This window comes from Sunxiuqinia sp. A32 (genome assembly GCF_052690465.1).
This window is the reverse complement of the sequence record NZ_JBQYLI010000020.1, coordinates 67154-92291: the sequence shown is the minus strand read 5'-3', so window position 1 is coordinate 92291 and position 25138 is coordinate 67154. Positions and strand designations below refer to the sequence as shown.

20 protein-coding genes are annotated in these 25138 nt (G+C 38.4%); 7 read left to right on the top strand and 13 right to left on the bottom strand.

Annotation, left to right across the window (positions count from 1 at the left end; all coding sequences use genetic code 11):
• Positions 1-98: 98 nt before the first annotated feature.
• The 3 genes from ACUNWD_RS17615 to ACUNWD_RS17605 are packed head-to-tail and all read right to left on the bottom strand — an operon-like array spanning position 99 to position 3752.
• Entirely contained in the window at positions 99-1808 is a 1710-nt protein-coding gene (locus ACUNWD_RS17615; protein WP_445589167.1) for an acyl-CoA dehydrogenase family protein, read from the bottom strand.
• A gap of 29 nt (positions 1809-1837) precedes the next feature.
• Entirely contained in the window at positions 1838-2857 is a 1020-nt protein-coding gene (locus ACUNWD_RS17610; protein WP_445589166.1) for an electron transfer flavoprotein subunit alpha/FixB family protein, read from the bottom strand.
• Positions 2858-2876: 19 nt separating this feature from the next.
• Positions 2877-3752, bottom strand: a complete 876-nt coding sequence (locus ACUNWD_RS17605; RefSeq protein WP_445589165.1) for an electron transfer flavoprotein subunit beta/FixA family protein — start codon at positions 3750-3752, stop codon at positions 2877-2879.
• Between the two features lie 398 nt (positions 3753-4150).
• Between ACUNWD_RS17605 and ACUNWD_RS17600 the strand changes: the two genes are divergently transcribed.
• The 4 genes from ACUNWD_RS17600 (at position 4151) to ACUNWD_RS17585 (ending at position 9271) form a co-directional block, all read left to right on the top strand.
• Positions 4151-6100: a glycoside hydrolase family 127 protein gene (locus ACUNWD_RS17600; RefSeq protein WP_445589164.1), complete on the top strand. Its 1950-nt coding sequence runs from the start codon at positions 4151-4153 to the stop codon at positions 6098-6100.
• A gap of 61 nt (positions 6101-6161) precedes the next feature.
• Positions 6162-7694, top strand: coding sequence for an alpha-N-arabinofuranosidase (locus ACUNWD_RS17595; RefSeq protein WP_445589163.1), 1533 nt, complete (start codon positions 6162-6164; stop codon positions 7692-7694).
• 197 nt (positions 7695-7891) lie between these two features.
• Entirely contained in the window at positions 7892-8176 is a 285-nt protein-coding gene (locus tag ACUNWD_RS17590; protein WP_445589162.1) for a hypothetical protein, read from the top strand.
• A gap of 120 nt (positions 8177-8296) precedes the next feature.
• Complete coding sequence (locus ACUNWD_RS17585) at positions 8297-9271, top strand: endonuclease/exonuclease/phosphatase family protein (RefSeq protein WP_445589161.1); 975 nt, start codon at positions 8297-8299, stop codon at positions 9269-9271.
• Positions 9272-9502: 231 nt separating this feature from the next.
• Here ACUNWD_RS17585 and ACUNWD_RS17580 read toward each other — a convergent pair whose 3' ends face one another.
• Complete coding sequence (locus ACUNWD_RS17580) at positions 9503-12577, bottom strand: carbohydrate-binding protein (RefSeq protein ID WP_445589160.1); 3075 nt, start codon at positions 12575-12577, stop codon at positions 9503-9505.
• A gap of 548 nt (positions 12578-13125) precedes the next feature.
• On the opposite strand from ACUNWD_RS17580, the gene ACUNWD_RS17575 reads away from it, so the two are divergent.
• The gene (locus ACUNWD_RS17575) at positions 13126-14544 is read left to right on the top strand and encodes a PQQ-dependent sugar dehydrogenase (protein WP_445589159.1); all 1419 of its coding nucleotides are present in this window, start codon (positions 13126-13128) and stop codon (positions 14542-14544) included.
• A 48-nt stretch (positions 14545-14592) separates the two neighbouring features.
• Entirely contained in the window at positions 14593-15027 is a 435-nt protein-coding gene (locus tag ACUNWD_RS17570; RefSeq protein ID WP_445589158.1) for a hypothetical protein, read from the top strand.
• A 401-nt stretch (positions 15028-15428) separates the two neighbouring features.
• Here ACUNWD_RS17570 and ACUNWD_RS17565 read toward each other — a convergent pair whose 3' ends face one another.
• Positions 15429-15581 (bottom strand): hypothetical protein, encoded by a 153-nt coding sequence (locus tag ACUNWD_RS17565; RefSeq protein ID WP_445589157.1) that lies wholly within the window; start codon positions 15579-15581, stop codon positions 15429-15431.
• On the opposite strand from ACUNWD_RS17565, the gene ACUNWD_RS17560 reads away from it, so the two are divergent.
• Positions 15526-16332 carry an FISUMP domain-containing protein gene (locus ACUNWD_RS17560; RefSeq protein WP_445589168.1) on the top strand — a complete coding sequence of 269 codons (807 nt, stop codon included), beginning with the start codon at positions 15526-15528 and terminating at the stop codon, positions 16330-16332. The genes ACUNWD_RS17565 and ACUNWD_RS17560 overlap by 56 nt on opposite strands.
• Before the next feature lie 39 nt (positions 16333-16371).
• On the opposite strand, the gene argB is transcribed toward ACUNWD_RS17560, so the two are convergent.
• From argB to ACUNWD_RS17520, 8 genes are all read right to left on the bottom strand, one after another.
• Positions 16372-17142 (bottom strand): acetylglutamate kinase, encoded by a 771-nt coding sequence (gene argB / locus ACUNWD_RS17555; RefSeq protein WP_445589156.1) that lies wholly within the window; start codon positions 17140-17142, stop codon positions 16372-16374.
• A gap of 103 nt (positions 17143-17245) precedes the next feature.
• The gene (locus ACUNWD_RS17550) at positions 17246-18196 is read right to left on the bottom strand and encodes an N-acetylornithine carbamoyltransferase (RefSeq protein WP_445589155.1); all 951 of its coding nucleotides are present in this window, start codon (positions 18194-18196) and stop codon (positions 17246-17248) included.
• A gap of 48 nt (positions 18197-18244) precedes the next feature.
• Complete coding sequence (locus ACUNWD_RS17545) at positions 18245-19495, bottom strand: glutamate-5-semialdehyde dehydrogenase (RefSeq protein WP_445589154.1); 1251 nt, start codon at positions 19493-19495, stop codon at positions 18245-18247.
• Positions 19496-19722: 227 nt separating this feature from the next.
• Positions 19723-20814 carry a glutamate 5-kinase gene (proB, locus tag ACUNWD_RS17540; RefSeq protein WP_445589153.1) on the bottom strand — a complete coding sequence of 364 codons (1092 nt, stop codon included), beginning with the start codon at positions 20812-20814 and terminating at the stop codon, positions 19723-19725.
• Between the two features lie 15 nt (positions 20815-20829).
• On the bottom strand, positions 20830-21627 hold the full coding sequence (gene proC / locus ACUNWD_RS17535; RefSeq protein WP_445589152.1) for a pyrroline-5-carboxylate reductase: 798 nt from the start codon (positions 21625-21627) through the stop codon (positions 20830-20832).
• Positions 21628-21643: 16 nt separating this feature from the next.
• On the bottom strand, positions 21644-22789 hold the full coding sequence (locus tag ACUNWD_RS17530; protein ID WP_445589151.1) for an aspartate aminotransferase family protein: 1146 nt from the start codon (positions 22787-22789) through the stop codon (positions 21644-21646).
• A gap of 1 nt (position 22790) precedes the next feature.
• Entirely contained in the window at positions 22791-23759 is a 969-nt protein-coding gene (argC, locus tag ACUNWD_RS17525; protein WP_445589150.1) for an N-acetyl-gamma-glutamyl-phosphate reductase, read from the bottom strand.
• A 14-nt stretch (positions 23760-23773) separates the two neighbouring features.
• The gene (locus ACUNWD_RS17520; protein ID WP_445589149.1) at positions 23774-24967 is read right to left on the bottom strand and encodes an argininosuccinate synthase; all 1194 of its coding nucleotides are present in this window, start codon (positions 24965-24967) and stop codon (positions 23774-23776) included.
• Positions 24968-25138 lie beyond the last annotated feature (171 nt).

Here is a 25138-nt window from a genome sequence, read left to right as displayed (position 1 = left end):
AAAAATAGAACCAGGAAAAAACCAAATGAGAAAGAAAAAAAAAACGTCCCAAAAACTTGTTTTGAGACGGCCTCTTTCTTACTCGTATAATAATAGTATTACATTTCGTATTTATATTCGCCCAGATCACTTAAGTCAGATGTGCGAATAAATTCAGCATGACCTTTTACTTGTTCTTTTGCCATGCGAATGTAGTTTTTAGCTGACTTCACAAACATTGGTTCCCTGTTTGCATCCAACACTAACAAATAGCTCATAATAATGTTACCTGCCATTTCAACCATCCTACGTGCATGGAAATCTACAAATTCATTGTCATTCACTGAAACAACTTTATTAACTGCCTGCTCGTATTCGTCAGTTAGAATAATCAAAGTACGTTTCAAGTGTTCCAATTCAGGTGAAACTTTTTCAGCTTCATATACGCGTATTTGATTTAAATAAGCTCCGGTAGTTACTCCACGAATTGCTGCAACAACCTGCAATTGAGTTGTTCCTTCATAAATTGAAGTAATCCGTGCGTCACGATAAATACGCTCAACCGGATAATCTTTCATGAAACCAGAACCACCATGAATCTGAACTGCATCATAAGCCAACTGATTACTGTATTCACTTGCCATACCTTTAACCAGAGGAGTATAAATATCAGCTAAACGCTGGTACTTTTTCATTTCAGCACGTTCTTCTTTTTCAAGTGTGCGCTCTTCTGCAATGTGCATGTAAGTTTTATAAACGTCTACAAAACGAGCAGTCTCATATAACAGTGTACGGGAAGCATCCAATTTGGCCTTCATATTTGCCAACATTTCATATACAGCAGGGAAACGCATAATTGCTTTTCCAAATTGAACACGTTCTTTTGCATATGCCAAAGCTTCACGGTATGCAGATTCAGAAACACCAACAGACTGAGCTGCGATTCCCAAGCGAGCGCCGTTCATCAAGGCCATTACATATTTAATAAGCCCCATTTTACGATCACCTACCAATTCAGCAGGAGCATCTTTAAATACCAATTCACAAGTTGGAGATCCGATAATACCCAATTTGTGCTCAATACGACGTACGGTTACACCCCCATCATATTTATCGTAAATGAACATGGAAAGACCACGACCATCTGAAGTACCCGGTTCTGAGCGTGCAAGTACCAAAGAAATATGGCCATCACCATTGGTAATGAATCGTTTTACACCATTCAATATCCATTTGCCTGATTTTTCGTCGTATACAGCTTTTAACTGAACTGCCTGCAAGTCAGAACCTGCATCTGGTTCAGTCAAGTCCATCGCCATGGTTTCTCCTTGACAAACACGTGTCAAATATTTTTCTTTTTGCTCTTCGTTTGCAAATTCATTGATGGTTTCAGCACAATCCTGAAGTCCCCAGATATTTACAAATCCTGCATCTGCACGAGAAACAATATCGGCAGCCATAATGTAAGGCACAATTGGAAAGTTCAAACCTCCATATTGACGAGGAAGAGACATTCCCATCAAACCAGCCTTGTTAAGTGCATCAATGTTTTCTTCGGTTCCACGAGCATAAACAACTCGTCCATCGACAACTTGCGGTCCTTCTGCATCAATAGACTCCGCGTTTGGTCCAACAATTTCACCACAAATTTCACCCACTACATCAAGCACACGATCAAAACTATCCATCGCATCTTCGTGATCCATTGGGGCAAAATCGAATTTATCTTTTTCTGAGAAATCCCTTTCCTTCAAACGAACAATTTTCTCCATTAAAGGATGTTCCAGATGGAATTTCAGCTCTTTATTATCGGTATAAAAATTAGCCATTTTCAAAATGATTTAAGGTTCACACAATGTTACTTGGTGTTCTGTTTATAATACTTGATCATTTTAGGAATGATTGTGGCAACATCGCCAGTAATCACATAATCAGCAACCGAGTTAATCGGAGCTTCAGGATCAGTATTTATTGCAATAATCTGGGCTGACTCTTCCATACCTGCGCGGTGTTGGATTTGTCCTGAGATTCCACAAGCAATATATAATTTAGGACGAACAGTAACACCTGTTTGACCAATTTGACGCTCATGCTCTGCATAGCCTGCATCGACAGCAGCACGGGAAGCGCCAACTTCTCCGCCAAGAACATCAGCTAATTCATATAGCAATTCAAAATTTTCTTTTGAACCCATTCCATAACCACCGGCAACTACGATTGGAGCAGCTTTCATATTAATTTTGCTTTTCTCCATGTGGCGTTCAAGAATTTCAACCACAAAGTCTTCTTTGCTTACATATTTTTCAACATCAAGCTTTACAACCTTGCCTTTATATTTTGGATCAAGGATTTCCTTTTTCATTACTCCTTCGCGAACTGTTGCCATTTGAGGACGACAATCCGGATTGATAATAGTTGCAATAATATTTCCGCCAAAAGCTGGACGAATTTGATAAAGCAGATTTTCGTAAGTCTTATTTTGCTTTTTGTCAACATGATCACCAATTACTAAACTGGTACAATCCGCTGTCAACCCACTATGCAAAGCTGAAGAAACCCGTGGTCCTAAATCACGACCAATCGAAGATGCTCCCATTAATGCAACTTGTGGTTTTTGTTCTTCAAATAATTTTACAATAATTGAAGTATGAGGTAAAGTTGTATAAGGATACAAACGCTTATCGTCTGCGATATATACCACATCAACTCCATAAGGGAAGATTTGCTTTTCAATACCGTCTAAATCAGCACCAATAGCAATCGCTTCCAATTTACAATCCAATTCATTGGCCAAAGAACGGCCCTTGGTCATCAATTCCTGGCTCACCTCAGCAACCTGACCTTCTTCTATTTCACAGTAAACAAATACGCTGTTCATAATCTTCCAAGTTTAAAGGTTAACCAATAGTGTGACTTTCGATCAGCTCTCTCATTAATTCATCGATGTCTTTATCATCCGAAGTAATCACTTTCGCTGCTTTAGCCTGTAATACAACATTTTCAACAGTTTTCACTTTTGTTGGAGAACCACTTAATCCTAGTTCCGCATGATCCACCTCAATGTCATTCACTGTTAATTCCGGAATGGTCAAGTATGGACGATCATTGTATAAGTGCAAGTAATCTTCATTTGAATTTTGAAGTTCGGTCACCGTTTTGGCATGTTTGTACTTCATGATCAATTTTGCATTACGAGCACGGCAGTCTGGCGCTGAACCATTCACCGTCATTACCATAGGAATTGGGCAGCTTACTTCCTCAACTCCACGCTCCAAACGGCGTTTCATGATAATCTTATTGTTCTTAATGTCTTTTACTTCCTCAACATAAGTTACTTGAGGCAAGCCAAGTTTTTCAGCAACTTGTGGCCCAACTTGTGCCGTGTCACCGTCAATAGCCTGACGACCTGCAATAATAATATCATATGCATTGTCTTTTTTCAATGCCTGTGAAATTGCGTAAGAAGTTGCCAATGTATCAGAACCTGCAAAAGCACGGTCTGTCAACAAAATACCACCATCAGCACCACGGAACATTCCTTCGCGGATAATTTCGGCAGCACGACCAGGTCCCATAGTTAAGATAGAAATTGTAGAGTCTGGAAAACGATCCTTAATACTTAAGGCTTGTTCCAGCGCATTCAAATCTTCCGGGTTGAAAATAGCCGGAAGAGCCGCACGGTTAATCGTACCATCGGCTTTCATAGCATCTTTGCCAACATTCCTTGTATCAGGAACCTGCTTGGCAAGAACGATAATTTTATAAGCTTTCATCACGGTATCTTTAGTTAGATTATTTTTAATTCAAGGCAGGCAAATATAGCCATTCAACCCAAAGAAATCAAGCAATAGCCTACGGCTCACTGTTCATCGCGATTTTAGGGTGTCATTTTTTTGTAGCTAAAAATACTAAACTCCAAAAATCTAATGCTAAAAATCTTATTCTGTGAGGTTTTAAAACAATCTAACTATTTTTTCAAAAAATCATTAATGGGCTAAGAAAGAAAGTTATTTATAATCATTATAAGAAACGACCAATATATAATTAGGAACATTGGCTGACATTTATTCTGGCGTAAAATTCTTTTATAAAGCATTTTCTACAGCATATAAAATATTAAAAGTATTTTATACTTTTGTATCACTTAACTGAAATAAAAGAATAACTAAATATGAAAATCCTGAGTCTTTCCTCAATTATTTTAATGGTAGCTTTCTCATTAAGCTGCTCAGATAAAATTGATAAAGAAATTGTAAACAAAGGTGCATATCCGATACAGGGAGTTCCTTTTAGCAAGGTACAAATCAATGATAATTTTTGGCTGCCAAAAATTGAAACTAACAGAACTGCGACCATTCCAGCTTCGTTTGAAAAATGTGAAGAGATGGGCAGAATGGATAACTTCCTAATTGCCGGTGGAAAAATGGATGGGCCCGTAAAAGGAGCAATGCCTTTTGACGATACGGATGTATACAAAATTATTGAAGGTGCCTCCTACTCCATGACCACAATCCCTGATCCGAAACTTGATGCATATGTGGATTCAATAATTCAATTAATCCAAATTGGACAGGAAGAAGACGGGTATCTAACAACTTATAAGACGATTGATTCCACTTATGCTCCTGCACAATGGTGCCCGGCAGGCGGAAGGTGGGCAAACCTGACATGTAGCCACGAATTATATAACAGCGGTCATTTATTTGAAGCAGCTGCTGCGCACTACAATGCAACCGGAAAAACTAATTTCTTAGATCTAGCAACAAAAAATGCAGATTTGCTCGTTAAAGTTTTTGGATCTGAAGATAACTACCAGGTACCAGGTCATCAGATAGTAGAGACTGGTCTCATCAAATTATATCAAATAACAAAAAAACAAGAATACCTCGACCTTGCAAAACATTTCTTAGACCTCCGGGGAGACAGTATTCACCGAACAATTGGAGAACCATACAACCAGGATCATTTTCCCGTTGTCCAACAAAAAGAAGCCGTTGGACATGCTGTTCGAGCTGCATATATGTATGCTGGCATGACTGATGTTGCAGCTCTTTTTCAAGACTCAAGCTACCAACAAGCCATCGATAACATTTGGGAAAACGTGGTTTATAAAAAGCTTTACCTAACCGGAGGCATTGGCGCTCTTCATCAAGGAGAAGCTTTTGGTGAAAACTATGAATTGCCTAACCTCACTGCCTATAACGAAACCTGTGCAGCAATTGCCAATGTATACTGGAATTACAGAATGTTCCTATTACATGGAGATTCAAAATATATAGATGTATTGGAACGTAGCTTATACAATGGAGTTATTTCCGGTGTTGGATTGGAGGGAACAACATTTTTCTACCCGAACCCATTGGAATGTGACATGCATTACCATTTCAATAGTGGTGGTAGTTTAACCCGGGAACCTTGGTTTGATTGTTCATGCTGCCCGAGTAATTTGTGTCGTTTTATGCCTTCGGTTCCTGGCTATATTTATGCAACAAATGCTGAAAAGTTATATGTAAATCTATTTATACAAAGCGAAACCGAAACAGAGCTAAACAACTCCAAAGTTTCAATCAGCCAAACATCAAATTACCCATGGGACGGAAACATTAAAATTCAAGTACACCCACAAAAGGAAACTCAATTTGCAGTTTATCTACGAATTCCTGGCTGGGCAACCGACCAACCAGTTCCGGGTGATTTATATAGATACTTAAATCATTCCGACGAAAATCCTGTGATAAAAATCAATGGTGAGACCGTAGAAGTAAAAAAAGAAAATGGTTATGCTGTATTAAACCGTACTTGGAGAGAAAACGACGTAGTTGAATATAGCTTACCCATGCAAGTTCACCAGATAATTGCAAATGAAAATGTTAAGGAAGATGCAGGTTTAGTTGCACTAGAGAGAGGTCCTATCGTTTATTGTATGGAAGAAGTTGACAATCCCGAAATCGATCTTTTAACTATCGACGGCGAAACGGATTTTTCTGCAATCTACGAACCCAATTTACTAAATGGAGTCGAAGTAATTAAAACGACTGAATTCTCGGCAATCCCTTATTATGCATGGAACAACAGGGGTGCAAATAAAATGAAAGTATGGCTCCCAAGAAATAACAATTAACCAATGAGTAAAGAGTACTATTTACTTTTATTATTAAAGGACAATATCTAAATACTAAATCATGAAAAGAAAAATTATTCATTCCATTATTTTTTTAATGGCATTTAGCGCTTACTCTTTTGGTCAGGCTACATTAAAACTGAAACCAGAAGAAGCGACAACAAAAATTAGCAAAGAAATTTACGGCCATTTTGCCGAGCACCTCGGACGTTGTATCTATGGTGGTATTTATGTTGGTGAAGATTCAGACATTCCAAACATTAATGGTTATCGCGAAGATGTAGTTTTTGCATTGAAAGATATGAAAATCCCGCTTTTGCGTTGGCCAGGAGGATGTTTCGCCGACACCTATCATTGGAAAGACGGTATTGGCCCCAAACATCAACGCCCTTCTATGGTAAATGTGCATTGGGGTGGAGTAACCGAAGACAACAGCTTTGGAACGCACGAATTCCTGGATTTCTGCGAATTGATTGAAGCCGAACCCTATGTCAATTTAAATGTTGGCTCGGGAACCGTTCAGGAAGCTTCAGAATGGGTTGAATATGTAACATCAAATAATATCAGTCCGATGGCTGATTTGCGCAAGAAAAATGGTAGAGAAAAGCCATGGGATGTGAAATTTTGGGGAATAGGAAATGAAAGTTGGGGATGTGGTGGAGATATGACTCCCGAATACTATTCGGATTTATTCAGAAGATATTCATCATACTCAAGAGGTGCCAGCTACAAAATTGCTTGCGGAGCAAATGATTACGATTACAACTGGACCGAAGTTTTAATGAGGAATACGCAACACAAAAGACATCTCATTCAGGGATTATCACTGCATTATTACACCATCGCACACAATTGGGGTGACAAAGGTGCAGCTACTGGTTTCAATGAAAAAGAATGGTTTTTATCATTAAGCAAAACGCTAAAAATGGATGAAATCGTTAGCAAGCATTCTGAAATCATGGATAAATATGATCCAGAAAAACGAGTTGGCCTGATCGTTGACGAATGGGGAAACTGGTTTAATGTTGAGCCTGGAACAAATCCAGGATTCCTTTACCAACAAAATTCATTGCGCGATGCCTTGGTTGCCGGGATTAACCTAAACATATTCAATAAGCATTCGGAAAGAGTAAAAATGGCCAACATTGCACAAACAGTGAATGTTTTGCAGTCGGTTATTTTAACAAAAGAAGACCAAATGGTTCTAACACCTACATATTATGTCTTTAAAATGTATGCGGTTCATCAGGATGCTACCCTTGTACCAATCGATCTCATCTGTGATAAATACAAGTTCGAAGGAGAAGCAATTCCTGCGATCAATGCATCTGCATCAATTAAAGATGACGTAGTTTCTATTACCCTGTGTAATTTAAATCCAAACAAAGAAGAAGAAATTGAAATTAATCTTGGCAGTCTAAACGTTTCAAATAGCAGCGGGCAAATCGTTACAGCTTCAAATATGAATGACTACAACGATTTCGGTCAGGAAGAAAAAGTGACTCTTAAAAGCTTTGACGTAAATAATCCGAAAAAAGGAAAGCTCGCAATCAAATTACCTTCAAAATCTGTTGTTTTAGTTCAACTAAAATAAGAGCATTTAGGGTAACGGATTATAGAAGGGGGCCATTCGCTCCCTTTTTTTATGTAATTCAATACAAATAGTGAAATAATCAACCAATTTTTAAGCAAAAAAGACATTTGATTGTTGATTTATTTGCGCGATCCGATAAATCTCTGTTTTAATCTACCTTTTAATAGCTTACTCGAAACTCAAAATTTCATGAAAGAATGTCTATAAAATCGAAAGTAAAATTTTCCTTTTTCGTATTTACCAGTATTGTTATAGCGTTAATTCTAGGATACATTCATGAAGGATATCACGTCAGCGATTGGATGTCGCATTTTAATGATTGGCTTCAACTTATCTTCTACTCCATCATTATTTTCATTGGACAAGTTATTTTTGCGAAGATCCTTTTAAAAAACTACCACGGCATACTAAAAGTACTTTTAAGTGCGATTGGTGGTGCAGCTATTGGTATTTTCATTTTAGTTACGCTTATTTTCACATAATAAGCAATCAGAAATCTAATTCGATTCTTGATATCACTTACAAACACGATTTTGCCTAACGCCAATCTAATTCATTTTCACTATATTGACAGTTAGTTTCTCTAACCAAATTAACTGTCAATGCGCCAGATTTTAAAAATCATTCAATTTTTCATTCTAATTCTACTTATCAGCACTGCTCTTTTCTATTATTGGGCGCATCAAGAAACTCAAGCTGAAAAATTGTTAGTCTTTAATTATCCTGAAAATGAATCTTCAGGAAGTGATAGTGTGATTGGTTTTCTTGCTTACAACATGGGCTATTTATCTGGGATGGATAATAATCTGGCCATTAAAACACCGGAGAAAGTTTATCGCCATCATTTAAATGAAGTGATTAAAGAGCTTGATCATTTACATGTCGACATTGCTGCGTTTCAGGAAATCGATTATAACAGTAAACGATCGTACAATATCAATCAACACGAAGAAATTGCCTCACGCTTTTTCAAATATTCAATTCAGGCTATCAACTGGGACAAACATTACGTTCCTTTTCCGTATTGGCCGCCATCTGCGCAATTTGGCAAAATGCTTTCAGGACAATCCACCATGTGCAACTGGGAACTTGACAATACAGAAAGAATTGTACTAAGCAAAGTAGAATCCAACCCATTTTATTACAATGATTTTTACCTGAAACGACTTGCGGTTGTTTCATTAGTTAAACATCCGCTCAAAACTTTTTGGTTAATTAATGTCCATACCGAAGCATTTGACCAACCAACGCGGAAAGTACATATTGAGAAACTTCACTCACTTTTCATGAGTAAATTAAAAGATTATCCGGTTGTTATGCTTGGTGATTTTAATAGTTCACCCGATTTTGAGTCACCGGCTATTGAAATTTTCTTAAATGACACAACAATTGGGAATGCTGCTTTTAACATTGACAACTATGAAAACAGCTTCCCTTCTGAGAATCCAGTTGAACGACTGGACTATATTTTCTATAGCAAAGCTGATTTTGAGGAAATAGATGGAGCAATTCTCCAAAATTTCAAAACAGCGTCAGATCATCTGCCTGTTTATGCAAAGCTAAAAATAAGACCATAATACTGAAATTCATACTTCTGCCAATCTTTGGAATTGGCTTCGCCCATGTCAAAGGTGTGGGTGTCGTCTATCTTCAAAAAGCGGCCACCAGTATGTCCGAAAATGTATAATAACATGTTGAATTTAATAACAGAAAATCCGACCACTTTAAATTAGTCGGATCTTCTATTGCTGATAACTTATGATGCATAAGCTATAATTAGAAAGACATTAAGTTAAAATATATAGTAGCTATTTTTTAATAAACTTAATTACTTTCAAGCTATTCTGATCACAAATATGAGCAAAATATAATCCGGATCTCAAGCTTTCTATATTCAGCTGAGCATTGCCAGATAAGCTTTTGTTCGCTAGACAAACATGGCCGTTAATATCTAAAATACTTACAGTACTACTTTCCGATATTCCTCCAAAAGTAATAGTTGTACTTGCTGGATTTGGATAAGCCGAAATATCGTTGGTCTGAATATCTGTTACATCGGTAGGATCTGATATCGAAACAATCTGAATCCAGTTGAAGTTCCACCCTCCATTTACGTCGCGAATACGAAGATCGTAAGTGCCTGCCTCGATCGTTGTCGTAAAACTGACTGTTTGGTAGGACTGCCATCCGGGAGTAACTGGCAGAGTAACAGATCCAACTTCTAAACCGTCAAGAGTAGCACCTAGCTGGCCACCGATACCAGTAGCAACCCTAAATTCAAATCTATACTCGCGGGTTACAGGAAAAGTTATGTTGTCATACTGCATCCAATCATTTTGATCAATCCATCCAACATTTCTTGTTCCTTCGGCACAATCTTCAGTGCCAATATTCAACATTGAACTATAATCTTCCGCTTCAATTTTTGACGACCATAATGAATTGTCAACCTCAATAAAGCAGGTATCAGTTTTTAAACCATCTTCGGTGGTTGCAACAACATATGCATTTCCAATTGCAATGCTCTGCAGTAATCCGCTTTCATTTACTGTTACTACATCTGTATCGCTTGATTTCCATGTGTAAGATTTGTTACTAGCATTCCATGGCAAAATTTTAGCAGAAAGCTGTTTCGTTACTCCCTCTTCGGATAGGGTTTCACTGTTCGAGGAAAGTTTAATCTGATCGACAGCAACTGAAGACTTAACTCTCACTTTTAAAGAGGAAATAGATTCGTTAAACGCTGCTGGTAAACAGCTGTTGTCTTCGCTCAGCCCCATATATTCTCCCTCAAAGTCATCTTCAAGAAAGGCGATAATCTCATAACCAGATGAAACTTTAATCGATGAAATTTCTGATGCATTAATTCCAAGTGATTGGATATCTGAACTCGTATAATCTCCGACAGACAACTTAACTTCTTCTCCCGCAAATTCGCATTCAGGGAATACAGACCCAACAAATTCGTTGTCGTCTTCAATAAATTTGAAATTATTAATATTACAAATGAAATCGGTTCCTTTATACACCAAATAGATGTTTCGAATACCTGAAACCCCAGAAACATCGCACGACACAGTAGTGTATTCACTCCAACTACCTGTATTAACTGTCGAAGCTGTACCAATAGTTTTACCGAAAGGATGATCAAGGCGGATTTCTATTTTATTATCATCAGACAAACTTGCAATTCTAAGTTCAATTTTTGTTGCAACTTTACTACCAAAATCGACATTTGTATATGCAGAGTAAAATTCATTTTTAATTCCACCCAAACTCAGACTCCCACCAACATCCGGACAATCTTCAGTAATTACACCTCTAAAGAAATCCATATCTTCAGCTTCAATCAATTGAAAAGCGTCTTTAGAAATTTCAATCGATACCGGGCAGTTAAACATGAGCGACATCGCAGTAGACGCACTAAATGCTTTTTGGTACTCATTTTCCGGAGTGCGGGTTCCCCAATAAGTTCCAATTATATTTTGAGTATTTCGGTTGTTATATGCAACTTTTGCATTTTGTTGAAGCCATAAAATATATTCAGGATCATGTGTCTCCAAAACAAAACGGCGGGCATATCGCATAAAGATACCTTTGAAACCTCCAAGATCGTTTCCTTCTTCATTATTCATGATACCAGAATTGTACATATTCTCTTTCGTGTAGTAAGCAATCTTATGAGCAATTGCCATATAGGATGGATCTTGTGTATAATCGTATAACATTAACGATGCTCCCAGGTAAGTTCCTTGATTGTAGGTTGAACTCCAGGTTCCAATCGATCCGTTGTAATTGTCGTTTACTTTTCCGGTTTCTTCGTTAAAAAGATAAAGTTTTGACCATTCGTAAATAGTCGTAGCTTTGTCGAAATAGCTAATATCATTGGTTGCCTGTGCCAGGTAACAGCACGCTACCATCGCCGGGCCGTTAATACATGAATTCGTTCCGGCAACACCCTGTTTCCAAACCAGTCCCTGACCTCCATATTGATGTGTATTTGCACGAGAAAACATTTTATCAAACTGATCTTTGGCTTTTGCAATGTATGTTGCATTATCAAACAACAATCCTGCTCTTACGCAAGCAATTACCATCCAAGCAATGTCGTCGTTGTATTCGTTCCACATCCAGTCTTGACCTTCACGGTTAATAAATATGGTATACATCTGCTCAAACATTTCTTTGTATTTATTGTCTCTGCTTACTTCGTATGCATCAACAATAATTTCCATCATTTCTGCAACTCCCCAGAATCCTTCTTGTTTCACAACCTCGTTATTTCCACGAGTATCATAATAGGCTTCTTTCCATGAATCAAAAACAATGTTTGTAATTTCGTTAGTAGGTGCCGGATCGCCAATCGTTGTAGCTTCGAAAACCCAATCCTGAGCATCTGAATTATTGGCCTCCCAAATCTGAATATTGGCTCCATCGCTATTCTCGCCTCCGTTCAGATCGACAACAAATGAGCTATTGCCCTTAGGTGTTATTAGATAACGATCATCTGCAAAGACAATATCCCATTGAACCAGATCGTTGTTTGTATCATCATATTGATTGATATTTACGCCATTGGACAAAGAACTACCATCCCTGTGCAATAGTTTTCCTGAACCAATATTCTGCAGAGTGAAAGTATTTCCTTCGACGTTAATTACTTTCCATTTTGAAGCATCCGAGTCTGTATCAGTCCAGGTATTGACGTTAGCTTCATTCGTCAATGCTGCATCACTAACATTTAATAACCGATTGGTTTTTTTTGACTTGATTTTGTAAATCGTCCCAGAGTTAATCTCGGAAGTTTGCGCCGTAGCCATATTTGCAGCCAAGGAAAATAGTGAAAGTATCACTATTACTAAACGTGTAAAATTGAAATTCATAAGTTGCTGTGTGTGTGTGTGTTGTAAAAATATCAGTTTATTCTAACATAGAATATTGCATATTACTAGCAAGCAATCATGTTTCTAGTAGACCCAAATAGCAATCTTTTCTACTAGTCGCTCACCTCTCGATTACAAATAATGGGTACAGGGTTGCTTACTAAATTATTAATTGTTGTTTTTCTTATTTATCTCCATCTAGACTCTTCTTCTCCATATTCTTTTATTTCCACATAAAACCGCGAATTGGTTTTTGATGTGGCGAAACTATATTAACAGTTTCAATTAAGTACATATTTAAAAGGGGCTTAAAGTTGTGTTTTTTCAGCAAAATAAAAAAATAGATACAGCTATTCTTGAAAATTTCAATACAGCTTCTGATCATCTGCCTGTTTATGCAAAGCTAAAAATCAAGTAATTATTCATGATTTGTTTTCTGAGCTAAACAAATTCGAAAGTTTATCCTTATTGATTATTGATTGCCATTTTCGGAACATGAATCATCGGGATTTAAGTACTTTTTATTAATAAAATTTAAAACTCTGCATATGAGACAGCCGATTCTTTTCTTCTTACTCGTTGTAGTTATCTGTAATACTGGATGTTCATCCACAGAAAAAAAAGGAGAACAATTATACACTACTTATTGTGCAGGATGCCATGGAGCAGGAATGGAAGGTACTAATGCCGGGCCAGCCTTATATCATCCAGATTGGAAACATGGCTCAAGTCTTGAAGAAATTGAGCAATCAATTGCAAACGGAATTCAAGGCACGACAATGATCGGTTGGGACAAGGTTTTAAATGAGGAGCAGATCCGGGATTTGGCAAACTATATTAAGAAATCACAAAAGCTTCCCCCATCCGAAAAGAATGCAATAAAAACAGAGTATATCAACACTTCAAAATATCGGTTGAAAATTGAGAAGATCGTAGATGAAGGACTGCAAACACCTTGGGGAATTGAGTTTATAAACTCTGATAGTGCACTGATCTCTGAAAAACCGGGCTCCATGAAATGGTTAATTAATGGGAATCTTGACAACAACGAAATTAAAGGACTTCCGGAAACGCATTTAACAAGCAGCACTGGTGGTTTTATGGATATTGCTTTTGATCCCGACTACAAAAACAATAAGTGGATCTATCTGTCATACAGCCATACGAATGACGATATTAAAAATAAAGATGCACTTGCCTTAACGAAAATTGTTCGGGGCCAAATTATTGATAATATATGGACCAACCAGCAGACTTTGTTTGAAGTCCCCGACTCGCTTATGGTTATTCGAGGGAACCGTTGGGGATGCCGCTTTCTATTTGATCGTGAGGGATACCTGTACTTTTCTATTGGAGATATGGGAAAAGCAATGGATTCTCAGCAAACCAACAAAGCAACTGGTAAAGTTTTCAGAATCAATCCGGATGGGTCTATTCCCAAAGACAATCCCTTTGTAGATGTTAATGGCGCACTGCCCCAAACCTATAGCATTGGAAACCGAAATGTGCAGGGAATTGCCCAGCATCCGGAGACAGGAGAAATTTGGGCAACCGAACATGGTCCACGAGGTGGCGATGAATTAAACATCCTTCACAAAGGTGCCAATTATGGCTGGCCTGTGATTACTTATGGAATTAATTATGATGGAACTGTCATCACAGATAAAACGCATCAGGAAGGAATGGAGCAACCCATTGTACAATGGACACCTTCAATTGCTGTTTGCCCAGCAGAATTTTGCGTAAGTCCCCTATTCCCAAATTGGAAAAATAATTTATTGGTTGGGGCGTTGGCATTCCAGGAAATAAGACGTCTGGAAATTGAAAATGATTCTATCACCGAACAGGAATTAATGATTAAAGGAATGGGTAGAATCCGCGATTTTAAATTCGGCCCGAATGGGGCACTTTATGTGTTGACCAATGATCCCGATTGCGTGCTTCGCATTGTTCCGGAAACTGAATAAACCAAACAATAACTTATTGATCTTGGTTACTAGTAAAAAACGAGGATCATGATACTGAAATTCATTCTATTGGCAATCTTTGGAATTGGTTTTGCCCATGTCGAAGGTGTGGTTGTCGTGTATCTGCGAAAAGCAATTGGCTTGCTCGAACCAAATGTTGACAACAAGCAAGCACTTGAAAAAGTACCCAAGCGATTTATCCAAATTGAAATAACTCGTGAAGCAGCCACCATTGTGATGTTGGTTACTCTTGCCCTTGTTGCTGGAGATGGCTGGCTCGATATGCTGATGGTTTTCCTATGGACTTTCGCTTTTTGGGATTTGTTTTACTACGTATCGCTTTATGCGGTCATTAAATGGCCACCCAAACTAACCACTACCGATGTTCTTTTCCTAATCCCGAAACCCTGGATTGCACCGGTTTGGTTTCCAATTGGGGTTTCAACACTTGCGATTGTTTTGATTGCAATACTTTATCTATAGCATTTTCATGTAGACAGAACATAAATTAGCATCTTTTCATTCAGACAAACAGTAAAATCCGCCAGATAAGGCACAAGCTGACCACTACTATTGATGAATCATTTGGCAATCACCTCTGGAAAGACTCTTAAAAAAATAGGAATGACATATCGATAGGTTGGAAAAACTGCGATTTTTTTTTAGAAGAAAGGAGAAATATCTTGAAAAGACCAGTATTTTCAATCGAATTATCAGGTATGTTAATAATTCGGACTATGATTCTATTTATTTAAAATCTAGTCTTGTTTTAAAAAAATCTATGTAATTTTCGTGCAAAATAAAACCAGATAAAAACTAACACCATCCCATAATTATGACTCGAAAAGTGAATCTGCTTATTCTTGGTATGTTACTTATAGCCTTTACCAATTGTAAGAAAAATCCAACCCCATCAATGAAGCTCCTGTTTGCCAAATAGTATCTCCTGCAGATGGAGACAAATTTTGGTTTGAAGATGATATCCAGCTTGAAATAACTGCAGAAGCTTTTGATGGATCTATTACAAACCTCAACATCTATATTGACAATGAAGCCGCGGAATCATTAACTTCTCCTCCTTATATCTATACATTGATTGGCAAGAGCCTCGAGATGGGAGATCATACAATTAAAGTGATTGCGACAGATGACAAATCTGAAAATTCATTTGATGAGATTCAGATTTCTTTATCAACGACCATAAAAGATGCTGATGGGAACACCTATCGAACTCTTAAAATTGGAGATCAGTGGTGGACGGCAGAAAATCTTAGAACGACTAAATACAATGATGGTACACCTATACCGCTAAAATCAAGTAGTTCTGCATGGGAAGCATCCTTCGCTGGTGCGTATTGCTGGTACGAAAATGATAAGAATACTTATAAAGACACCTATGGGGCTCTATATAACTGGTACGCTGTTGAAACTGAGAAATTGTGCCCACAAGGATGGCATGTCCCTAAAAACGGCGAGTGGTTGAAACTGAGAAACTATCTTAGTGCCAATGGGCATAAAGATACTGAAGGCAATGCACTAAAAACTACTACAGGCTGGTATAATGATGGAAATGGCACCGATGATTATTCATTCTCAGGTATTCCATCCGGATATCGAAATCACAAAGGAACCTTTGGTGCAGGAGGGGCATATGCAGATTGGTGGACCTCTTCAGAGCAAATTTCAACTAGTGCGTGGGCTATTGATCTCATTTATGGTCAGGCTGGGATACTCCAAGGCGGTGGCTATAAAGAATGTGGATACTCTGTCAGGTGCATTAAGAATTGATGCAATATCCGTTCAGATCGCTGAACTGTCTCCGAAAAATTAATCTGATAATAAAGTTGTTCCCCCACTCTGCAAGCCCGGAATATTGGTAATCCGAACTTGGGTAACGCCTTTATCAATAGCATTGAAACTGTTGTCAAGTTTAGGAATCATTCCAGCATGAATGGCTCCGGTTTCCTGAAGGGCTTTGAATTGTTGGTGGTTTAAGGATGTAATTATCGAATCGTCATTTTCTGCATCCTCCAGTACACCCGGCTTTTCGAAGCAATAAACCAGTTCAACTTCGTAATATTTACTAAAAGCAATGGCAGCTTCCGCAGCAATGGTATCAGCGTTGGTGTTTAGCAATTGTCCGTTCTTATCGTGAGTAAGTGGAGCCAATACCGGAACCACGTTTTTCGCAACCAACAGGTTCAGTTCCTCAACATGCACTGAAACAATATCGCCTACAAAGCCATAGTCAATATCTTTCACCGGACGTTTAACAGCCTGCATGTAATTTAAATCGGTACCTGTCAAACCAATGGCATTGATACCTTTAGCCTGCAAGCCGGCCACAATATTTTTATTCACCAATCCGCCGTAAACCATTGTCACCACTTCGAGCATGTTGGCATCCGTAATCCGACGTCCTTCCACCATCTTGGTCTCAATACCCAATCGTTCGGCCATCGCCGTCGCGGAACGCCCTCCACCATGAACCAACACTTTCAGTCCGTCCAATCCGGCAAAACGATCCAGCAAATCATTTAGCGATGCTGCTTCCTCAACTACTTTTCCTCCAACTTTGACAATGGTTAACTTTTGCATATTCTGAATTATTAAAGTAAGTCTGTCATGCGGAACTTGATTCATCATCTCTAAATAAAAATAGATCGTAAAACAAGTTCAGGATGACCTTTTCAAAAAGGGTTTACTGGATTTCGTCCAACAACATCTTGATAACTGCCTGAGCAGAGAACAAGCGATTTTCAGCTTCCGGAACCACAATTGAATTTGCACCATCAATCACAGAATCCGTTACAATCATATTTCGACGAACTGGTAGACAATGCATAAATTTAGCATTATTGGTTACAGCCATTTGACGATTAGACACTGTCCAATCACGGTCTTTTGACAACACCTTTCCATAATCGTTAAACGCAGCCCAGCTCTTTGCGTAAATGAAATCAGCTCCTTCAAAAGCTTTCATCTGGTCATATTCAGGTTTTAAATCACCCATAAATTCAGGGGCCAATTCATAACCTTCCGGATGAGTAACCACCAATTCATAATCGGTTTCGCGCATCCACTCTACAAATGAGTTAGGCACAGCCTGCGGTAATGCGCGCGGATGCGGAGCCCAGGTCATAACCACTTTCGGTTTTTCTTTCGTCTTATATTCTTCGATTGTCAAATGATCAGCAAACGACTGCAGTGGATGACGGGTTGCAGCTTCCATACTTACTACAGGAACTCCTGCATAATCAATAAACTGCTGAATGATCTTTTCTTCGTAGTCGTCTTCTTTATTTTCGAATTTGGCAAATGAACGAACGCCAATGATATCGCAATATTTTCCGATTACCGGAACTGCCTCACGAATATGTTCCGGCTTATCACCATCCATAATCACTCCCAGTTCAGTTTCCAACTTCCAACCACCTTCGTTGATATCAAACACAATTACATTCATTCCCAAATTAAGACCAGCTTTTTGTGTGCTTAATCGGGTACGCAAACTGGAATTAAAGAAAACCAACAAAAGGGTTTTGTTTTTTCCCAATGATTGATATTTATATGGATCTTGTTTCAGCTCCAAAGCCAATTTCAAAGCTTCATCCAAATTATCTAGATCGTGCACGGATGTAAAATGTTTCATAATTTCGAGTTACGGGTTACGAGTTGCTTGTTACGAGTTTTTAAAAAATCAAGGCCGTATTTGACCATCGCCTTCAATAATCCACTTATAGCTGGTTAATTCTTCCAAAGCCATTGGGCCACGAGCATGCAATTTCTGAGTTGAGATACCAATCTCGGCACCTAATCCAAACTGAGCTCCATCAGTAAATGCAGTTGAAACATTACAATATACCGACGATGCATCCACCATTTTTCGGAAAAGCTCCAAACGTTCTTCATTTTCAGAAATAATGGCCTCACTATGTTTGGAACTGTACGCTGCGATGTGATCCAATGCCGCATCAAAACTTTCAATAGTTTTCACCGACATTTTATAATCGAGGAACTCTGTTCCAAATGATTCTTCGGTGGCTTTTTCCAATAATTCTGCTGGATAGTTATCCTTTAAAACTGAATACGCTTTCTCATCAGCATAAACAACCACATTGCTTGATGGCAATTCCTTGCATATTTTTGGTAGATCAGCCAAACGACTTTCATGAATAACCAGACAATCCAGCGCATTACAAACACTCGGACGACGAGTTTTCGCATTATTCACAATCGCCTCTCCTTTTGCTGTATCACCAAATTCATCAAAATAAGTATGACAAATTCCTGCCCCGGTTTCAATTACTGGAATCGTTGCATTTTGACGTACATAGTTAATCAGGTTTTGAGATCCCCTTGGGATGATCAAATCCACATATCCATGCGCATTCAGTATTTGAGCTGTAGCTTCCCGATCCGCAGGAAGTAAGGCCAGAATATTTTTATCAACTCCATGTTTTTCCAAAACCGAATGAATAACCTTTACAATCGCTGTATTGGAATCAATGGCATCGCTCCCACCTTTCAAAACACAGGCATTCCCTGATTTCAGGCACAATGAAAATACATCAAACGTTACATTAGGACGAGCTTCGTAAATAATACCAATCACACCAAATGCTACAGAAATTTTCTTAATCTTTAATCCATTGGGGCGCTCAGTCTCGCTCAACACCCTCCCAATTGGAGACGGCAAGCTCGCTACGTTTTTTATATCAGCAGCAATACCTTCAATACGCTCCGGAGTTAATTTCAAACGGTCAAATTTGGGGTCAGCCGGATCCATTCTGTTTAAATCTTTCTGATTTTCAACCAATACAGCATCTGTATTCTCAACAGCTGCTTCTGCCAGATCATTTAAAACCTGGTTGATTTTTTCAACGCTAAGCAGATTTAAGGTTCTGCTAGCTTTCAACGTTAGTTCCAGTTGTTTTTTGACCTCCATCATAATTTTCAATTTAATATTTTCAATCAGGCTTTTTATTCACCCTGATTCTTCCCACAAAATTAGGGAAAGTAATAACCTCCCAAAAAATAGAAGGCCTAAAATTTAAAAATCCCCTTCCCTGGGGGAGGAAGGGGATAAACTCAGAATATTTAGATTTTGTTGAAGTCAACAAAAAAGGGGATTAAAGAAAAGGGTATAAATTGTTATCCTGAGTCAATATTTTTATTTTAATCTTCAATTAAGTACAAATAATCGTAATGAACTATTGGCTTTTGTTTGGTGCTTTCACGTTCGGCCTCCAATTTATCAGAGTTATACTGCGATTTTCCCCACCCAACTAATTTACCTTGTTCATCGACCAACTTTACAATGTCACCGCGCTGAAACATTCCTCGCACATTTATCACACCTATTGGCAACAAGCTGGTTGCTTTTGGTGAAAAAAGGGCTTCTCTTGCTCCTTGGTTAATAATCAATTCACCTTTAGCAAAACTGTCTGTATAAGCAATCCATTTCTTTACACTTGATGCTTTTTTTCTTGAAGGCATAAAAAGCGTATGCTTCACATGTTTATTTTTATCAAGCACATCAAGCAGAACATTATCATGTAAGCCACTTGCAACATGCACTGCGATACCTTCTTGTGCAACTTTCTTTGCAATACTGCTTTTTGTAAGCATTCCACCACGTCCAAAATTTGACTTTTGAATGGAGATATGCTTCATCCAGCTTTTATCCTTAATATTGATTTCTTCGATGATTTGTGATTCATCATTCGCTGGATCACCATCATAAATACCATCAATATTGCTTAGAATAATTAGTGCTTCGGAATGTTGCATGGAAGCAATCAGTCCCGACAATTCATCATTATCTGTAAACATGAGCTCTGAAACCGAAATCGTATCATTTTCATTCACGATTGGTACCACTCCATTCTCAAGCAAAGTTGTAAAACAGTTTTTCATGTTTAAATAATGATTGCGCTCACCGAAATTATCTTTGGTTGTAAGCACTTGTGCGCAGGTAATATCATGCCTTTCAAAAAATTCAGCATACTTGTTGATTAATTTTACCTGCCCAACGGCCGACCATAACTGGCGTGATGATACGGGATCAAGTTTCCTGGCCATCTTCACCTCGTTTCTACCGGCAGCCACAGCACCTGAAGATACCAATATCACCTCAACACCATTACGATGCAATTCAGCAATTTGATCAACCAAATGCGCAATACGCGAAACATTTAAAGTTCCATCAGATTTAGTAAGAACGTTACTACCGACTTTAACGGTAATTTTATGGTATTTAAGATTCATTTCTTCAATTTGGTTTTATCCCTTCTCAACTTTATTGAATGAAGCAATTAATCCCTGAATAACAGAAGAACTAAATCCTTTGTGTTCCATTTCATTAATTCCGGTAATCGTGATTCCTCTAGGGGTAGTCACTTTATCAATCTCTCGTTCTGGATGATTTCCGGTATCTAAGATCAACTTTACAGCTCCCTTAACTGTTTGGGCTGTGATAAATTGTGCAACCTCTGCTCCGAATCCCATTTCAACACCACCTTGCATCGCTGCTCTGACATATCGAAGGGCAAATGCAGTACCACACGATGCAAGCACCGTTGCTGCCGCCATTAATTCTTCCTGTATAAGAACTGTCTCTCCCAACTGGTCAAATAAAAACTTAACCGCATCCTGATGTTCTGCAGTGTTACCATTTGCAGAAATGCAGGTCATTGATTCCTGTATAGAAATTGCAGTATTTGGCATCACACGGAAGATAGGCATTTCAACACCTGTCATTTCTTCCAAATCATCCAATCCAACACCTGCAACAATAGAAATCAATACCTTATCTGAGCCAAGTATCGGTTTCAGCTCATTGATCACACTTTCTATATGATACGGCTTTACAGCCAAAATAATTAACTGTGCATCTTTCGCAGCTTCCAGGTTATCCTCAAAAACGTTGACACCTTTTTCCTCATTCTGATCAAGTAACTTCTTCTTACGATCAGAAACAGAAATCCCTGAAGCCTGAATATAGCCGGAACTTAGCAAACCATTAACAATGGCTCCCCCCATGTTTCCAGCACCTATGATGGTTATTTTTTCAAATTTCATAACAATCATCCATTTTTTAAACAGCTTTAACCGCTGTTTCATTTAACACTTTGGCAAATTTTTCCAGAAAGAAATCAGCTTGTTCCACTGTCAAAGTCAATGGTGGCAACAAGCGTATGATATGCGTTCCGGAAACGCCAGTGAATATTTTTTCATTGAAAAGAAGCTTTTGACGAATTTCTTTAATCGGATTTTCAAATTCCATCCCAATCATCAAACCTTTCCCTCTCACTTCTTTAACCTGCTCAAAAGCAGAAAGTTTAATTATCAGGTAATTCCCAACCTCTTCAGAGTTCTCGACCAGCTTTTCCTGCTTCATAATTTCAAGAACAGCTATTCCTGCAGCACAAGCCAGATAATTTCCTCCAAAAGTAGTTCCCAGCATTCCAAACCAAGGTTTCAACTCAGGATTTATCATCACCCCACCAATTGGAAAACCATTCCCCATACCTTTGGCAACAGTAACCATATCGGGTTTTACATTGGTATACTGATAGGCAAAGAACTTTCCACTTCTGCCGTAGCCTGATTGGATTTCATCCAAAATCAACAAAGCACCATGCTTTTTACAAAGTGGCTCAAGTGCCTCTAAAAAGTCAGGATCAGGGACATGGATACCTCCAATTCCCTGAATCCCTTCCACAATAATCGCCGCAACATCTTCAGCCTTTAAGTGTTGCTCAACTTGTTCAATATCGTTAAACGGTAAAATTACCGCGTTTTCATTCTCATTAATTGGAGCAATGATTTTTGGATTATCAGTAACCGAAACCACTGCGGAAGTACGACCATGAAATCCTTTCTTGAAACTAATAACCCTTTTCCTACCAGTTACAAACGATGCCAGTTTTAGCGCATTTTCATTTGCTTCAGCACCTGAGTTACATAGAAACAATTGGTAATCTTCCAATGCAGATAATTCGCCCAACTTATCAGCCAGTTCCTGCTGTTGTGGTATTTTTACCGAGTTTGAATAGAACCCAATTTGCTGCAACTGCTGATTAATTTTCTCCACATATGCAGGGTGACTGTGTCCCACCGAAATTACAGCATGACCACCGTATAAATCCAGATAACGATTTCCCTGATCATCCCAAACATAACAACCGTCACCTTTTACGGGAGTAATATCAAACAGCGGATATACATCAAATAGCTTCATATTAAAAAGAAACTGGTTTTAAATTCAGTCCGGCTTTTTCATCCAAGCCAAACATCAGGTTCATATTTTGTACTGCTTGTCCGGAAGCTCCTTTCAGCAGATTATCCGTCACACTCAATATCATCAGTTTATCGCCATGCTTCTCTACATGTACAATTGCTTTATTGGTATTCACCACTTGTTTCACATCCGGATTTTCATTTGTGACAAACACAAATGGATGACTTTCATAGTAGCCTGAATACAGTTTCTCAGCTTCTTCAACAGTTCCATAAAACTGAGTGTAAACCGATGCAAAAATACCACGTGTATGGTTCCCTCTTACCGGAATAAAATTGATGCTCTTATCAAATGATGGCTGCAACTGCACAAAACTTTCAGTGATTTCTCCCAGATGCTGGTGCTGAAAAGCCTTGTAAACTGAAACATTACTGTTTCTCCAGCTAAAATGTGATGTTTTACTTGGTGCCTGCCCTGCACCGGTAGATCCGGTAATAGCATGCACGTGCAATTCATCTTTCAACAAACCGGCAGCTGCCAGTGGTAAAACTGCCAACTGAATACCCGTCGCAAAACAACCGGGATTTGCAATCCGTTCAGAAGAACGAATTTTTTCCCTGTTAATTTCGGGTAATCCGTAAATGAAATCATTTCCTTCAGCCTTTAATCTGTAGTCATGGCTGAGGTCAATAATTTTTACCGAAGCCGGTATATCGTTTTCTTCAACAAATTCTTTCGATTTCCCATGTCCCATGCACAGGAAAATAACATCACTCTTTGAAAAATCGGCTTCAGCAACAAAGTCAATCTCCGTCTCGCCAAGCAAATCACGATGCACAACATGTATCGGATTTCCAGCATTACTCGTACTCTGCACAAAAGCAATTTCTGCCTCTGGATGATTTATTAAAATCCGGATAAGCTCCCCCGCAGTATAACCTGCTCCTCCTATTATTCCAACTTTAATCATTACTGCTTTCCGAATTAATATTTCTTGTTTACTGAATTATAAATCTTCAATGATGTTCCCAAAATCTTGGTAAATCCTTTCACATCCTCGCTGGTCCAAGCTTTGTTCATTTCACCGTACTCACCAAAGTCAGACTTCATTAAATCGTATTCTGATTCAATTCCAACCAAAACAAAGTGATATGGTTTCAGTTTGACAATTACCTTTCCAGTAACGGTTTCCTGTGTGTTTTCGAGGAATTTTTCGATATCACGCATTACTGGATCCAGATAAAGTGCCTCATGCAAAAACATTCCGTACCAGTTAGACAATTGTTCTTTCCAGTACATTTGCCATTTGGTAAGCGTATGTTTTTCCAGCATTTGATGCGCTTTGATTGTTAAAATCGGAGCTGCTGCCTCAAAACCAACACGACCTTTAATACCGATGATGGTATCACCAATGTGCATATCTCTTCCAATGGCATAAGCAGATGCTAATTTTTCCAAAGCACGAATTGCATCAACTGTATTGTAATATTTTTTTCCATCAACCCCGTTCAACTCTCCTTTCACAAAATCAAGGGTGATTTCTCTTTCTTCCTTTTCAGTTAATGGTGAAGGATAGGCATCTTCCGGTAATGTTTGCTCAGAAGTCAAAGTCTCTTTCCCACCGATGCTTGTACCCCACAATCCTTTATTTATAGAATAGGCCATTTTAGACCAATCTGCTTCTACTCCATGTTTTTTCAGGTAATCAATCTCAGCTTCGCGCGTCAATTGCAAATCTCTTGTAGGTGTTAAAATTTTAATGTCCGGTGCAAGTACTTCGAAAGTCAAATCGAAACGCACCTGATCATTTCCAGCTCCGGTACTTCCGTGAGCCACATATTTAGCACCAATTTTCTTTGCGTATTCAATAATTGCGATAGCCTGAAAAACGCGTTCAGAACTTACCGAAATTGGATAGGTATTATTGCGAAGTACATTTCCATACACCATGTAACGGATACACTTTTCGTAATAGGTATCAGTTACGTCCAAAGCTACGTGTTTGGATGAACCAAGTTCGTATGCTTTATCTTCAATTGTTTGAAGTTCTTCCTTGGAGAATCCGCCTGTATTAGCGATTGCTGTATATACTTCCAGGCCTTTCTCAACGGAAAGATACTTTGCACAAAAGGAAGTGTCCAATCCGCCACTATATGCTAATACTACTTTTTCTTTCATTTGATTTTTATTTTAAAAAAGTGATGACACCGAATCAGCATTTCTACTGAAAACTTACAACTTTACTAACCTTATTTTTCCCGTAATTGCAATTGCTGTTTATTTACATCAATCAATTAAGATTTTATTCCTTATGACCAACATGAATTATTTACAACTTTCGGGTTCATT